At 27.4% G+C, this 16618-nt stretch carries 11 protein-coding genes, 1 other RNA gene and 1 pseudogene; 11 read left to right on the forward strand and 2 right to left on the reverse strand.

Going from position 1 to position 16618, the window contains the following annotated elements; all coding sequences use genetic code 11:
• The first annotated feature begins 139 nt into the window (after positions 1-139).
• From secG to ACYUCG_RS06280, 4 genes are all read left to right on the forward strand, one after another.
• Positions 140-370, forward strand: coding sequence for a preprotein translocase subunit SecG (gene secG / locus ACYUCG_RS06265; protein ID WP_003477916.1), 231 nt, complete (start codon positions 140-142; stop codon positions 368-370).
• Between the two features lie 290 nt (positions 371-660).
• Positions 661-2916 carry a ribonuclease R gene (gene rnr / locus ACYUCG_RS06270; RefSeq protein ID WP_060796329.1) on the forward strand — a complete coding sequence of 752 codons (2256 nt, stop codon included), beginning with the start codon at positions 661-663 and terminating at the stop codon, positions 2914-2916.
• 818 nt (positions 2917-3734) lie between these two features.
• On the forward strand, positions 3735-4205 hold the full coding sequence (smpB, locus tag ACYUCG_RS06275) for an SsrA-binding protein SmpB (protein ID WP_003456486.1): 471 nt from the start codon (positions 3735-3737) through the stop codon (positions 4203-4205).
• 418 nt (positions 4206-4623) lie between these two features.
• The gene (locus tag ACYUCG_RS06280; RefSeq protein WP_283704491.1) at positions 4624-5232 is read left to right on the forward strand and encodes a hypothetical protein; all 609 of its coding nucleotides are present in this window, start codon (positions 4624-4626) and stop codon (positions 5230-5232) included.
• A gap of 280 nt (positions 5233-5512) precedes the next feature.
• Here the strand turns inward: ACYUCG_RS06280 and ACYUCG_RS06285 are convergent, their stop codons facing one another.
• A complete protein-coding gene (locus ACYUCG_RS06285) occupies positions 5513-6502 on the reverse strand; it encodes a tetratricopeptide repeat protein (protein ID WP_460268306.1) in 990 nt (329 codons plus the stop codon).
• A gap of 172 nt (positions 6503-6674) precedes the next feature.
• On the opposite strand from ACYUCG_RS06285, the gene ACYUCG_RS06290 reads away from it, so the two are divergent.
• The 6 genes and pseudogenes from ACYUCG_RS06290 to ACYUCG_RS06315 all read left to right on the forward strand — a co-directional run bounded on the left by ACYUCG_RS06290 (position 6675) and on the right by ACYUCG_RS06315 (position 14389).
• Positions 6675-7253 (forward strand): xanthine phosphoribosyltransferase, encoded by a 579-nt coding sequence (locus ACYUCG_RS06290; RefSeq protein WP_003465824.1) that lies wholly within the window; start codon positions 6675-6677, stop codon positions 7251-7253.
• Positions 7254-7578: 325 nt separating this feature from the next.
• Positions 7579-7939: a transfer-messenger RNA gene (ssrA, locus tag ACYUCG_RS06295) on the forward strand.
• A 176-nt stretch (positions 7940-8115) separates the two neighbouring features.
• Positions 8116-8346: pseudogene (tnpA, locus tag ACYUCG_RS06300) on the forward strand (IS200/IS605 family transposase); the annotation flags it as partial.
• Between the two features lie 728 nt (positions 8347-9074).
• Entirely contained in the window at positions 9075-10766 is a 1692-nt protein-coding gene (locus ACYUCG_RS06305) for a hypothetical protein (protein WP_460268307.1), read from the forward strand.
• A gap of 39 nt (positions 10767-10805) precedes the next feature.
• On the forward strand, positions 10806-12374 hold the full coding sequence (locus ACYUCG_RS06310) for a hypothetical protein (RefSeq protein WP_460268308.1): 1569 nt from the start codon (positions 10806-10808) through the stop codon (positions 12372-12374).
• Between the two features lie 212 nt (positions 12375-12586).
• Positions 12587-14389, forward strand: a complete 1803-nt coding sequence (locus tag ACYUCG_RS06315) for a tetratricopeptide repeat protein (RefSeq protein ID WP_460268309.1) — start codon at positions 12587-12589, stop codon at positions 14387-14389.
• A gap of 245 nt (positions 14390-14634) precedes the next feature.
• Here ACYUCG_RS06315 and ACYUCG_RS06320 read toward each other — a convergent pair whose 3' ends face one another.
• Positions 14635-15087, reverse strand: a complete 453-nt coding sequence (locus ACYUCG_RS06320; RefSeq protein ID WP_003477908.1) for a DUF1097 domain-containing protein — start codon at positions 15085-15087, stop codon at positions 14635-14637.
• A gap of 327 nt (positions 15088-15414) precedes the next feature.
• Between ACYUCG_RS06320 and ACYUCG_RS06325 the strand changes: the two genes are divergently transcribed.
• Positions 15415-16512: a peptidase S41 gene (locus ACYUCG_RS06325; RefSeq protein WP_460268310.1), complete on the forward strand. Its 1098-nt coding sequence runs from the start codon at positions 15415-15417 to the stop codon at positions 16510-16512.
• Positions 16513-16618 lie beyond the last annotated feature (106 nt).

Here is a 16618-nt window from a genome sequence, read left to right on the forward strand (position 1 = left end):
AAAAATAGGTAAACTATATAATATGCATTGTTTTATAAAAGTGTGATGGACAAGGATATAAATATTGTAAATTTTTCATTGGTGTGATATGATAATTGCATGGAATTATGCAACTATACAAAGCTTAGGAGGTTTTCTTATGAACACAATTTTAGTAGTGGTCCAAACTATTTTAGCTATAGTAATTTTGGTTTCAATAATGATGCAACCAAGTAAAGCAGATGCCTTAAGTGGATTAATTCAAGGAAGTCAAGACAGCTTCTTTTCAAGAAATAAAGGTAGAACAAGAGAAGCTAGACTTATAAAAGTTACTATCTTTGCATCTGTATTATTCGCTATAAATACATTAGCTATAAACTTAGTTAAATAGTTATTTTTTGGCCACCCATATAATTAGGGTGGCTTTTAAATTATATTGGATTGATTAAAAAATTCATATTTAACATTTTGCAAGAATGGTTTTTAAGCTAATACTGGATTGAATTTCCTTAATCAAAGATAGGATTTAAACATATCATATTAGTAGAATGATAAATCAATGTTTCCTGGCAGTATCTTAGATAATTAGGTGAGTTAATCCATTAGAATTTAAGAGAAACAGGCTTTGAGCTAAAATATAAAAGTTGCATTTAAATCTATATATAGAACGGAGGAAAAAGCATGAAAATAAAAGATATAATTTTAGGTCTTATGAAAGAAGAAGCATACAGACCAATGACAATGTTAGAATTATCAAAGATATTTAACATAAATAAAGCTGAATATAAACAATTTAAAAAAGTCTTTAAGGCCTTAGAAGCAGAGGGTTTAATAGCAAGAGATGAGGAAGATAGATTTGGCTTAATAGATAAAGTAGGTTTAATACCTGGAAAAATTCAAATACATCAAAAAGGTTTTGGTTTCTTAATACCAGATGAAGAAGGTGTAACAGATGTATTTATACCTAAAAATGCTTTAAATGGTGCTATGAACGGAGATAGAGTATTAGGTAAGGTTATAAAAGAAAGCCAAGAAGGCAAAAGACGTGAAGGTGAAATAGTAAGAATAACTGAGAGAGTTAATACAAAGGTAATAGGAATATATGAAGATAATAAGAGTTTTGGATTTGTACTTCCACAAGATCAAAGAATTCAAAATGATATATTCATATCTAAGAAGGATAGAAATGGAGCTAAAAAAGGCAATGTAGTTGTTGTTGAAATAACTAAGTGGCCAGATGGTAGAAGAAAGAATCCAGAAGGAGTAGTAGTAGAAATACTAGGAAACAGAGGAGATTTAGGCTTAGATATTATAACTGTAATTAAGAAATATGCTCTTCCAGAAGAATTCCCTCCACAAGTTTTAGCCTTTGCAGAAGAAATTTCAGAGGAAATCCCAGAGTCAGAAATTAAGAGAAGAACAGATTTAAGAGATGTAAAAATGGTTACTATAGATGGTGAAGATGCTAAGGATTTAGATGACGCTGTATCTATAGAAAGACTTCCAAATGGAAACTATAAATTAGGAGTTCACATTGCAGACGTAACTCATTACGTAAAAGAAAATAATCCTTTAGATAAAGAGGCCTTTAAGAGAGCTACTTCTGTTTATTTAGTTGATAGAGTTATTCCTATGCTTCCTAAAAAATTATCAAATGGAATATGTTCATTAAATCCACAGGTGAACAGACTTGCCTTAACTTGCTTTATGGAAATAGATCATAAAGGAAATGTGGTTAACCATTCAATACATGAAAGTGTAATTAAAACTAATGAGAGAATGACATACACTGATGTAACTAAGATTTTAAGAGATAATGACCAAGAGTTAATTGAAAGATATAAAGATTTAGTAGATGACTTTAAGGCTATGGAAGAGTTATGCAAAATCTTAAATAAGAGAAGAATGGGAAGAGGAGCTATTGACTTTGAATTTGCAGAGAGCAAAATAATCTTAGATGAAAAAGGAAAGCCAATAGATATAAAACCATATGAAAGAGCTATAGCAAACAGAATCATAGAAGAATTTATGCTAGTATGTAATGAAACTATAGCAGAATATATGAATAAGGCTGAAATACCTTTTGTATATAGAATACATGAGGAGCCAGATAATGAAAAACTTCAAAGATTTAAAAATTTTGCATATAGCTTAGGATATTCATTTAACTTTGGAGAACTTATTGAACCTAGAGATTTACAAAAGGTTGTTGAAGAAGTTAAGGGCAAAAATGAAGAGATGGTAATAAACACATTACTTTTAAGAAGTATGATGCAAGCTAGATATTCTCCAGACTGTGCAGGTCACTTTGGATTAGCAGCTGAATACTACTGTCACTTTACTTCACCAATTAGAAGATATCCAGACTTACAAATTCATAGAATAATAAAAGAATATATAAATAAGAAGATTGATCCTAAGAGAGCTAAGAGACTTTTAAGCATTGTTGATTCTGCATCTAAGCAATCTTCAGAAATGGAAAGAATAGCTCAAGAAGCTGAAAGAGAAACAAATGACCTTAAGAAAGCTGAATATATGAAAGATAGAATTGGAGAAATATTTGATGGTATTATTTCTTCAGTTACTGGATTTGGAGCATTTGTTGAACTTCCAAATACCATAGAAGGTCTTGTTCATGTAACAAGCTTTAGAGATGATTATTACATCTATGATGAAGAAAATCTTCAATTAATAGGTGAAAGAACTAAGAAGGTTTATAAACTTGGAGAAAAGGTTAAGGTTCTTTGCTCAAGAGTAGAAATGGATACTAGAGAAGTTTATTTTGAAATAGTTGAAGATAAGTATACTATTGAGGAAAAAGAAGCTGAAACTGAAGAGAGAGAAGAATTACTTGATGAAGTAAAAAAAGAGCTTGAAGCAGAGGGGAAAGTTGAAATAATAGAACCAAGAGAAGCATCTGCTGAGGAAGAGCTTTAATAATAGGAAGATAAAAAACTTATAGATAGATTTCGAGAATTACTACATTTCATTAAGAATTTATAGTATTCACTCCAAGTAAGTTACTAAAACCTGAAAACTTGCTGCGCTTCGGACATTCAGGTTTATTGACGTAACTTACTTTACGTGACTACTTAAATTCTAAAATTCATGTAGAGATTCTCTACATTCTATCTATAAGTTTTATTAATATCTTTTTATTAAATTAATGAACTTAGTATTTAATATAATAGGAGTAGCTATATAAAAAGTAATTTAGTTTTATTTTATATAGGAGCTGTTTAAAATTACTATTTAAATTGTAAAACTTATCTAGATATTCTCTTCATATTGTTTGTAAGTTTTATTAATATCTATATAATTTCTTAAGGTCTAAAACTTATATAGATATTTTCTATATTATATTTATAAGGTTTATTAATCTCTTCATATGTTTAAAGGCTTTTAGGAGATAAACTTGTTTAATAGGATAAAATCTAAAATTAGACTATTTATTAGCTTATTAAATATTAGAATAATTCACATAGAAAATTAGTATGTTTAATAGTTATTTAGTTAAAGCGTAAGGTGATTTGAAACTTTTTATGTGGAAAAGTATGGAGGGACATGATAACGTGATTTGAAGATTTTATGGGGAGGATATAGGGGGCTATTAGCTTAAGGTTAATAAGTATAGTTTTGTGAATTTACATTTAAATAGTAAATATGTTAAAATAATAAGCAAAGAAAAGAAATAAGAGGCATTTTGCTTTGGGTAAGTAAAATTGCTTTTAATATAACCATAGTAGGTGAGAAGTATGGCAAAGAGAAAAGACAATAAGACATTAGCAGAGAATAGGAAAGCTAGACATGATTACTTTGTTGATGAGGCTATGGAAGCAGGTATAGCTTTAGTTGGAACAGAGGTTAAGTCTATTAGAAACGGAAGAGTTAACTTAAAGGATTGTTATGCAGATATAAATAATGGAGAGATATTTATAAATAACATGCATATAAGTCCTTATGAGCAAGGAAACATATTTAATGTTGATCCTTTAAGAAAAAGAAAATTACTTCTTCATAAAAGTGAAATTCAAAGATTAATAGGAATAGTTCAACAACAAGGGGTTGCTTTAATACCACTTTCTTTATACTTAAAGAATGGAAGAGTTAAGGTTAACTTAGGAGTTTGTAGAGGTAAGAAAAACTACGACAAGAGAGATACAATGCTTGAAAAGGCTCATAAGAGAGAGATGGATAGACAACTTAAGGAAAGAAATAGATATTAGATTCTTTTCTAGAAGGTGCTTAGAAGAAAAAGTTATTATTTTAATTTTAAAACTTTATCTTTTAAGTACCTTTTTTATATTTAAGTCAAGGAACTTTTGTTTATTATTAATTTATAAAGTTTTAGATTAAATTAGGCTATTATATGTTTTTATTAACTTATGTAAAGGAGAAATTTTATAAGGGGGGAGGAGGTTAAAGTTTAGAGAGGTAGTAATTTAGGGAATTTATAAATTTAAAATAGTCAATTTTCTAGAAGATCCTTGAAAATTAAAAATATAAGAGGCTTTAAGTAAGAATAAATTTTTAAAAGCCTAGGTTACAATTAGAAATTGATCATATAATATAAAAAAATAGTTACAATTAATATAAATAGGGATTTGCAAATTATAATATAAAATTTAATATAGGGGTGTTTTAATGAGAATTTTAAAAGGGGTAATTTTAGCTATAATTCCAGCATTCTTATTTATGGGATGTGGAGACTTTTCTAAAAATGATGTTGCAAAGGTAAGTTTTGAGAAGCTTTCAGAAAAAGAGGAGCAGATTTTAAATTTGACTGAAAATAGAGTTTTTTTCTATAAGGTGAAAAACATTTCTAAAGGTAAGGGGTATAAGATTGATTTAAATTATGAGGTTTATAAAGAGGGGAAAGAAGTTAAAAATGAACCTATTTTAACAAGTGTAAGTGAAACATATGAAAAGGGGAAAGAGAATATAACCTTAGGAATAAACTTTAAAGATGATAATAGGATAAATTGTCTTTTAGGTGGAGATGGAGCTTATAGTCGTCATAATTACAAGGCTGAGGAAAATATAAAGGACTATTTTAGTGCTAATTTTGCTGGTGATTATGATTTAGAGCTTGAAAAAGGAAAGAGAGTTTGTCTTTATTATGCAACTTCAGGAAATGGAATTAGTAGTAATGTTATAGGAATGGACATGGATTCAGAGGAAATAAAAGAAACTATTAATAGAAATAATGACTGTATTTTCTTAAGTATAAGTGTAGATGATTTTAGTGAGTAGTTTATAAATAGAATTTAGAGCCTTAATAAAGTTAGTATAGAAACTAAGTATTATTAAGGCTCGTATTTTAAACTTATTATATAAGATTTTTCTGTATAAATTTAAAAAGGAAGTATAATTAAAAATTAATAGTTAAAAAATTAATCAGTATAAATTTATATTAACTCTTAAAGTTTTAAAATTAATAGGTGTAATTTTTAAGATTTAAGAGTTTTTTTAGATTGATTCTAAATCTATGAAAAAATTAATTAGAATAATTTTTAGCTTTTCACTTTAAAAGTTAGTTTTGTATATTATGAATCTCTAATAATTCACTAAACTTTGAGAAAAATTTTAAGTTTGTAAGCATCTCATCCTTAAGAGCTATTTCTTTTAAGGAGTCACAATAGTTAAAGGCTCTTTCTAAATAATAAAAGGCATTATCAAAATCTTTTTTTAATGAATAAGCTCTTGCTTTATAATAAAAGGCCATAAAGTTATATGGGGATATGGCAAGGGCCTTATTTAAATTGTTTAGGGCTTTATCATAGTGACCTAAGCAAAGAAGTACATTTGCATATTCACAATAAGAAGCATCATTTTCTTGATCTATTTCTAAGGATTTCTCATACATTTTAGAACTGTTTTTTAAGTCATTTGAAAGAAAGTAACATTCTCCTAGCTTTTTATAGGCAGAGGCATTGGATTTTTCAATTGAAACAAAATCTTCAAGATATTTAGTAGCAAGAAGATAATCCCCCTTTTCAAAAGCACAATATGCCTTCCCAGATAAGGCGTTTTTAAAACAAGGGTTAAACTCAAGTGCTTTATCAAAAGATTCCTCAGCTTTAGAGTATTCTCCTATTTCAATATAAGAGAAACCTTTATTACTTAAAGCAAAGGTATCTATAGGATTTAATTTTAAGGCTCTTTCTGAAAAATCTATGGCTCTATGGTAAAGTTTTAGATTATAATATACAAATGCAATATTATTGTAAAGTTCATAGTTAGGTTCTTTAAGGTTTTTTATTGCCTCTATGGAAAGTTCATAGGCTGCATCAAAATCTTTTTGTTTTGATAGTACTAAAATTTTATTATTATAGAAAAATAGAGGATCTAATTTTGCTGAATACTTGTCTAAAAGATAAAGAGCATGTTTAAATTTCCCTAGAGAGACATATTTCCTTATTTGTTTTTCTGGCAGAAAATTATCTGACTCGATTAAATATAAAATTATAATTATGGATAAAATACATATAAGTATTATTATTAATGATTGAAATGAAGTCATATTTATCTCTCCTAAATATTCTTCTACTATTATTATATAAAGAATTACTAAAAAGGATTACATGAATAATAAGAATACTGTATAATAAAATTAGATAGCAATAGGTTTTCCTATTATGATATAATATAGGAAGTTAATACTATAAATTAATAGTAAGAAAGGATGTAACCAAATGGAACTATTAAAAGATAAGATAAAAAAAGAAGGTAGAGTTACAGAAGATAATATTTTAATGGTTGATTCTTTTTTAAATCACCAAATGGATGTAGAATTTTTTAACGAAGTAGGAAAAGAATTTAAAGATAGATTTAAAAATGATCAAATAGACAAAATCCTTACAATAGAATCAACAGGAATAGGATTAGGAATAATAACTGCTCAATACTTTGATAATGTACCAGTTGTTTTTGGTAAGAAAATAGAAAGATTACCAAGAAACAAGAGAGAAGAGGTATTTAACTCAGAGGTTTATTCATTTACTAAAAAAACAATATACAATGTTGTTGTTGATAAGAAATTCATAAAACCAGGAGAAAAAATCCTTATAGTTGATGATTTCTTAGCAAATGCATGTGCAGTTTTTGGATTAATAGATGTTGTTAAACAAGCTGGAGCTGAAGTTGTTGGAGTAGGAATAGTTATAGAAAAAGGATTCCAAAGCGGAAGAGCTCACTTAGAAGACAAAGGAATAAGAGTTGAATCTCTAGTTACTATAGATAAGATAGAAGATGGAGAAGTTTACTTTAAATAATTTTTTTAAGATTATTTTTATTAGCTAAATAGGGCTAAAAAGTAACATTTTAAGCTTAAAGAGAGCAAAAGATAAGAAATTTTAATTTAGGTAAAATTAACCATTGATATTTTAAGTAGAATTAGGTATTATATAAATTGTCTGTTTTAGAATGTTAAAAGTTAATTAATTAGTCAAGGAATTTATCTCTTACAAACAAAAATATATGTCCCTTGACTAAATTAATTAATTAATATATAATGAGAACATAAGTTTGATTAAAACTTTATAATTTAAAAATTGAATATGGAATTTAGCGTTTAGACCATATTATTATCTCATACATGGGGGCGTTTTGGCTTCGACGGGGGTAAGATGGGTTTGATAAGCGAGTCGAGGGAAGCATGGTGCCTCGATAATAAAGTATGCATTAAAGATAAACGCAGAAGATAATTTTGCATTAGCAGCTTAATTTAGCGCTGCTCATCCTTCCTCAATTGCCCACGGTTGAGAGTAAGGGTGTCATTTAAAAGTGGGGAACCGAGCCTAGCAAAGCTTTGAGCTAGGAACGGAATTTATGAAGCTTACCAAAGAGGAAGTTTGTCTGTGGACGTTCTCTGAGGGAATTTTAAAACACAAGACTACACTCGTAGAAAGTCTTACTGGTCTGCTTTCGGACACGGGTTCGACACCCGTCGCCTCCACCATAAAAAAACCACGAAAATCATATTTTTTGATTTTTGTGGTTTTTTTATTGTTTAATGAAAATAACTTGCTATGTGAGTATGTTCACAAGACCTTTAGCGATGTAAGAAAAAACCTCCTTTTTGTTACTAAAACTGGCTGTGAGCCTATTTTTATTTTAACAAAAGGAGGTTTTTAAATGTATACTAACAGCTTAGCAAATACAAAATGGAGTTGTAAATATCATATAGTTTTTTCGCTGAAATACAGAAGAAAAGAAATATATTGAGAGAAAAATCAAGAAATAAGTAAGATATTAAGGCAACTTTGTGAATGCAAAGGAGTTAGGATAGTATGAGCACACGTTTGTGTAGACCATATATACATATTTGTTCAAATATCACCTAAAATAAGTGTTTTAAGTTTTATTTGATTCTAAAAGGTAAGCGGATGGCTGACGGTTTAAGCGTCTTAAGACTCAACGCAGAGCAGGTTGTATGCCTTTATTATAGGGCTAAGGAAATACCACCAGCTAAGTAGAGCGATTTTATTCTATGCTTAAAATAATAAAGGAGGTAAGTTTTTAAGTAAAATTAAAAGATATGATTTATATAAAAAATATGATAATGATTTCCATATAAAAGTAAGTTGGATTTTAAATTATAATAATTTTATTAAAATATTATCCATATTTGAAGTTAATTATTATGTATGGTAAAATAATGAAAATATTAATTGAAAATTTAGAAAGATTTTTAATTAATATAAGATTAAAAAATTAATACCTAGTGAGGTGGTTGAATTTATTAATAATAGTTGAAATCTTAGTTTAAAGATGCATAAGTAGTTAAAAATATGATTGATTTACTTTGAAGTATTAAAAATAGCATTGAATGGTTTAAAGAAATTGAATTTGATTATAGTGAGGTTTAATAGAAGTAGTTTAGGACAGGCTAACACAGATTAAATTATTGAAGAAGCTTTTAAATTCTATAAAGTGAGATATGAGATTTATGTTAAATGTTTGAAGAAATAGATTCTTTAATAAAAGGAAATTTTGAAGGTTAAAAAGTTTCAAGATTATTTAGATGAAATAAAGAATATTCTACAAAAAACATATGAATTATATAAATAATTAAAAACAAGGAGAAGAATTTTATGTCAGTAGAAAATTATATAAAAGAAAACGTATCGTTAATAGGGGATAGAGTATATATAGCTCCAGATATACCTGAAAAGAAATTAAATAATGCTATTCTATCAATTGCAGAAGGAGTAAACCCACAATATGTTTTAGCTATTGTAGATTCAACTTTGTTTGGAAGTGCAAAAGAAGGAATTGTATTATTAGGAGATAAAGTATTTGTAAAAAATACATTTGAAAAATCTACTATATTTAATTTTTCTGATATATCTGAAGCTGAATATGTATGTGAAGAAATTATTAAAGATAATGGAAAAGTTGTAAAAAGTGAAAAAGTAATTTTAAAATTAAATGATGGCACTAAAAAAGAACCATCATTATCTTCTGTTAGTATTAATTTTAAAGAGTTTGCTAATTTTATTAATGGAATAATAAATGAAGGTGGAGAAGAAAAATTGTTTGAAACAACATCTCAAACACTTCCTCTTTCAGATATGGATAATGAAGTGAAAAGTGCATATATAAAGATAATTTGTAATTATGCTTATTCAGACGATGATGTCATTGATGCAAAAGAATATGCTGAAATTATATCTTTGATTGTAAGAATAGATTACAATGTTAAAGATAGATTAAGTCTAAGAAGTTATATGTGTGATAAGAATAGTATTGAAGATAGTAAAAGTTTAATAGAGTATCTATCTGCAAATGTTCCAAATGGATGTATTGATATAGTAAAAAAATCTTTGATGAAAGATATAATATATATTTATAAATTAAAGAGCGATATAGAGCAGTGGAAAAATGATAGATTTATAATTGAATTACAAAATGAATTAAATATTAATGATGAACAAATAGAACTTATTATATCAGTAATTAAAAATGATGAAAATATATTAAATGAGAGAAAAAATGATTCTGAGATTGTTAAATCAATGAAAGATATAGGGGCTAAGGCTGGAGCTGTAGGGGTACCTCTTGCGGCTGTATATTTTTCTGGATCTGTTATTGGAATGTCTGCTGCGGGATTAACATCTGGACTTGCAACTCTTGGCATGGGAGGGCTTCTTGGATTTTCTAGTATGTTTACAGGGATAGGTGTTGTTGCATTACTTGGAGTAGGAACATATAAAGGAATAAAAAAGGTTACAGGACTTAGTGAACTTGAAAATAATAAACAAAGAGAACTTATGCTTCAAGCAATAATTAAAAATTCTCAAAAATCTCTTAATTATTTAATTGAAGATGTAAATGAAATATCAAAGCAACTTACAGAAGAAATAAATAAAGGTATGGAAGCGACAATAAAAATTAAAAAATTATCTAAAATTCTAGAAATGATGAGTAATGGTGCTAAAGAAACAAGTAGCAAAATAAATTATGCTGAAGAAGAAGCAATCATTGCAAAACTTCCAAAATATTTAGATAGAACTAGACTTGAAGAACTTACAAATGAGCCAACAAAAGAAAAATTACGTTTATTTGTATTATCATATTACATTGAAAAAGAAATTACAATTGAAAATTCAGATAACATGCAAGAAATTAAAACTGTACTTGAGTTAGATGATAAACAAGAATTAAATGTATTAGATCAATTATATAGTGCACTTGAGTCTATTGGTTATATGAATATTAAAGATGCAACTTTAGCAAGTGCTAAAGGAGTAGCAAAAAGTTTTGTTAAAAACTTTCTAAATTAAAAAATAAATAGTATTACAATTTAAGGATGGAAAAATACAATGTCTAAAAAAAATATAAGCAATGATAAGATTAGTGAAGCTGGGAAAGTAATGCTTATTCAAGATAATCAAAAGAAAAAGGTACAGAGTGCATTAGGGGATTTTCAAATAGAAATAGATAAATTGTCTAATGTTAATGATGAAAATCTAAATAACTTAGATTTACTTATCGAAATGGCTGAATCAATGTGTTTAGACAGTGGAATTGATATAGATAATATTAATTATGATATAGATAATTTTGAATCAGATTTATGTGAACTTACACAAGAAGAAAAGAATTCCATAAAAGCATATGAATTTGAAAAAATTGATATTGTTGAATTAAATGAGCAGACAAGCTGGAATGAATATATAAATAATATAGAAAAATATGCATTAGACAATAGTGTAGATTTATCGAAAGATCCATTTGAGAGTTTATTATCACAAGAACAAAAAGGGGAAATAAGTGAAAGAATAAAAAATGATTACACTATGAAAAAAGCTAATTGCGATAAGTATGATTATTTAATTGGAGCTTTAAGTGGAGTGGCGTGTGGCCTTATTGATAGCTTTTTTGTAGGAATGCCAGGGGCAAGTAAGCTTGGTAAATGGACAGATAAAAAAACAGATGATCTAGTTCAAGTGTTTGCAGGAAAGGTATGGGATTCAGATAAAAAAGGTGGTGCTAATTTAAAGAAGAGACCAGATAGTATTGGTTCAGCTATTGGATATTTAGAAAAAAGATTTAAAGTAAATTATGATGCAAGATATGCATCTGATATTGGCTTAGATAATGAAATGTTTAAGATGAGTGCATCAAATCATCATTTAAAGTCACTTGGACATTCTCCAGATTTAATAGGATTATTCTTTTCAGTTTTGGATCAATTTACAGGAACATCTAGTTTTATAAGCAATGGAAGAATAATCAGAGTTGAAAGCAATGACAGCAAATTTAAACTTCAAGGAGAAACTTTTACATCAAGATTGTTTTGCGGGTTCTGTAACTGGATTGGCCATATAATGTCAGATGTTGCAGGTTCAAGCGGGACAAGGGGGCATAAAGATGGAAAAAGAGGAGCAGGAGTATCAATTCCATTTTTTGAGATGTTTCAATTTTGTGATTTTGGATCTTTAAATATTAATGGAGAAAGTAAAACTTTTGCAGAGCTATCAGTCAAGATTTTTGAAGAAGGATATGATGCAAGATATGGGGCTGCTATGGCAATACCTGTGTTTTTAAACGAAGTTATTATAAGATTCTTATGGATGTTAAAAAGCAGATTTTATCATAAGAACACTTGGAAAGAATCTATTCCTTTTGGAAATAACCCTGAACTAAGAAGAATGTTACTAGTAGGGCATGGAAGTTTATGTATCGTAGACGGTATAGATGCAGGAATACGTTCTGGAGGAAATATTTTAACTTTTGCACTTCATTTGAATTCAGTAGCATGGTCAAGGTTGGCATTTGCAGGATTGCAGGAAATTCGTATGTTATATAAAGAAAGTTGTTTAGATATTGGAGCAATGGACAGAGATTTAGAAACAGAATGGAATAGATTATATAATGACATAATTTAAAATTTATTGGTGGCTTTCAAAGCTCATGATCCTCCTCTACCAAAAAAATCCACGACAGAAATTACTGTTGTGGATTTTTTTGTCGTAATTATGAATAGTTTTAAAGTAATAAAATGATATTAGTAAATATGAATAAAGTATAAATTTATAATATTAGCACTAAAATGGTAGAATAGATATTGTGTGATTGGATAATATTAGGAGGATTTGTTATGGATATTAATACATTTAGGAAATTCCCAGAGGTGTTTGATGAATATGTAAATAGTAATGATATTGATGCAGAGATAGTTATAAATTATGATTTACCATATTATTTAAATAGTAGGGATGCATGTTATAAATTTTCATTAAGTGAAAATTTTTTTGACTGTTTACCGAATAAAAAAAGAGCATTATTAATTAATATAGAAAGAAAATGGCATGAGCATCAGTCTATTGCTTTAAGGGAATCTACATTTTCTGTTGGAGGAGGAGAATATGGTTTTCAAAGTACATCAGTACAGATATTTATTGAGATATTTAAGGAAGAGATTGAAGAAATAGATAAGGTATTTAATAAAAAAGAGTTTTTTAGTGAATTAATGCAAAAAACCTTAGAGTTATTAATTATAAAATATAATATAAATAAAAATGGAAATTATTTTATAAATGCTTCTGCATCTGATTGTAGTATGATTTGTATATTCTTATATAAAAATTGGATAAATTTAAAAGAAACTATTAATGGATATATTTCTCCTAATACAAGTAATAGTCAGATTTATGAAATCGGTAATGAGAAATATGAGGATTCGTTAGATATAGATATATATAGATATTTCTTCAATAAAGCCAAATATTCAAGTAATAAATTTGATTATATTGATACAATCGTTTCTGGAGCAATAGCATTAGAATCATTCATATATTATGTTCTAAGAAATAATATATCTACAGATAGAGATATAGAACTATATACATTTGATAGTGAAAACAATAAATATTACTCAGCTTTTCAATTAATTAGAAAATTAATAGAGGATGGATATTTAATTAATAAAAATAATATAAGTTATTCGAAAATAAGACAATATACAAGTGATGTATTATCACCAAGAAATGATTTAATGCATGGCAAACTAAGGGAATTTACGAATCTGAAAAATAAGAGTATTAAGTCACGTGATGGTTTAATAGAATTATTTAATAATCTAGAACAAGCTAACATAATAATTAGTCAGGGGATAGAAAAAGAGATAACCATAAAACATGAAAAAATAATATTAAAAAGAATGATTAAAGAAGCTTTAAAACATAATGGTGAAGAGCGAGAAAGGAAACTTAAAGAAGCTTTGGAGTATGATAAACAGAATTGCTTTATATATTTAGAATTAGGAAGTATAGAGATGAATAAAGGAAGATTTGATATGGCTATTAATTTTTATGAAGAGGCTTTAAAGTATACAACTAGAAAGGATGAATTATTAAATAATATAGCAATAGCATATACAAGAAAAGGAGATTATAGTATAGCGATAGAGTATTTTGGCATGGTAACTGATACTCCAAAAAGTGATAATTATTTCTGTAAAGATAGATATTTAAAAGAGTTTGGTGAATGCTATCTTTTAGCATCTAGAAGTAAAGTTGAACTTGATAAATTAGGAATGAATAAGAATTCAGCATTAAAGGAAGCTGAGAAATTGTTTAAAGATATAAGTAACATAAAGTATAATGAATCTACATTTATGAACTTAGCTATTGTAAATATGGAAATGGAGAGATTTGAAGAAGCAATAGACTATTATGATAAAATTTTAAATATAGAAGGTATAAAGTCAAAATATAATATTTTGAAATATAAAGCATATTGCTATTTAAGAATTAACAATATTAAAAAATCAATTGAAATAATAGAGCAGATTATAACAATATATAGGACAGAATTAACAAGTAATGATATAAAAGAAATAAACGAATTATTGCAAATAGTAAATTTAAATACAAATCATGAAAAAGAAGTTAAAAGTTAGAATTAGAACTATAATATGAAGGTATAAGTAATAATTTCTTATATAATTTTTAAGTTAGTAATTTTAGTGTCGGATTTTAAAGGTAACGTATCGCCTCCACTAAATTAGTAATTGTAGAATAAAACAAATGTAGTAACTTATTTTAAGCATGAATCTTTGTTTTTTGTTAATTTATAAAATAAAAATAGAGAAAATATAAAAGCATTGCTTCTATATCTTCTCTATTAATTTTTATCTCATAGTATTTAATTCTTACTAAATACTTTATGACAGTAGATTCCTATCTTTTGTGATATATATCCTAATACGTTTCCACAAAGTAGTGCTGGTATTACAGCTTGCCAATTTCCGTTTAATCCAAAGGTTGAGAAGCAGCCACAGAATGCTCCAGAGATAAATTCGAATTTTTTAAGCTTGGCTTGTATTACCATCATAAAAGAGAAAAAGGCTGTTAAAAAATAAGACCAATATTCATTTGGAAAAATAGATGATCCTTTTATAATAAGCAGGGCGTAAATAATTCCTGTTGCATTTGAGCAAAGAGATCTAAAAAGTCCTTTAGCCATTCCACCTGAGGAATAATAACTAGTCCAACCAACAAAGCCAGTCCAACTTACCATTCCAAATACTGCTGCCATCCATGCCCAAACTCCAGATAGTACACCAACGCTGATAGCCACATATACAAGTACGTCCATAGAAAAATATCCTCCTCATTAGTATCTTATAAACTTAATCTTAATGTTTTGTATCGTACCTTAATATTTTATCCAAAAGTAAACCTTTAATCAACTTATTAATGTGTTAAAATATAAATAGTTTACAATAGATATTTTGAAAAGGAGACGTAGATTGTGTCTTAGAGGACTTAAGCGGATTTTAGTTTAGAGATTTAGAAAGAGAAGTAGTCTTAAAGAGATTAAGAGATAAATAAAGAATTAAAGATAAATTTAAAATAATATATATATATTTGAAACATAAATTTATAGTATTGGTATTTTAATATTATCTGCAAAGGAGAGCTTATGGAAAATACATGGGAGAAAAAGTGGGTAGAGGACATTGAATATTTAAAAGAAGAGCTTAAGAAAAGGCATAAAAATCTATTTGCTTATACAGAGGAAGAAAGTTTTAATGAAAAGATAGAGAATTTAAAAAGCATTGTTAATGAGTTAGATTATGAGGAGATGAAGGTTGAAATATCAAGGGTTGTGGCTTCTTTAAGAGATGCCCATACTTCACTTATATTTCCTGCTAAAAGGTTTATTCCATTAAAGTTTTATTGTTTTAATGATGGAGTATATATTATAAATACATGCAAAGGATATGAAAACTTGTTATTTAAGAAGGTTTTAGCCCTTGGTGATATGAAAATAGAAGAGGTTCTAGAGGAACTTTCTAATATTATTTCCTTTGAAAATGAGTATTTCTTTAAGGCTCAAAGCATGAAATATATGCAAATAGCAGAGGTTTTATATGGGCTTTTAATAATTGATACCATGAAAAAAGTAAAAATAACCTTAGACGAGGGAGAATATGAGGTTTTAACCTGTTCCTTTGAGGACTTAGTTTATACAAATAAAAGACTGCCTATGTATGCTAAAAATGATTCTGAAAATCTTTGGTTTAAAATTTTAGGGAGTGGAGAGTTATACATAAAATATAATAGCTGTAGGGAGAATGGAGAGGAAAGCATAGGGAAAAAGATTGAAAATATAATATGCCTAATTGAGAAGGAAAACATAGAAAAGGTAACTGTAGATTTAAGAAATAATTTAGGTGGAGATTCAACACTTTTTACTCCTTTAATAGATTATTTAAAGTACAATGAAAAGATAAATAAAAAGGAAAATTTAAAAGTTATAATAGGAAGAGAAACTTTTTCTTCAGCCCTTTTAAATGCTTATACCTTTAAAAATAGTACTAATGCAAAAATAATAGGGGAACCTAGTGGAGGAAAGCCTAATTGTTATGGGGAAATCTTAAGGCTTACTCTTCCTAATAGTAAGTTTTTAATTACTTATTCTACAAGATTTTATAAACTTATAGAAGATGATTTAGTTATGGCCCTTTATCCAGAGGAGGTTGTTTTAGAGTCAATAGAAGATTATATAAATGTATAATTTTTTATAACCACATGAATATGTTGTATAAATATATTCATGTGTTTTTTTTATGGAAGTTTGATTCTTATAAATTAAGGTGATATAATTACCTAGGTAATTATTA

The organism is Clostridium sp. CTA-17 (assembly GCF_054767895.1).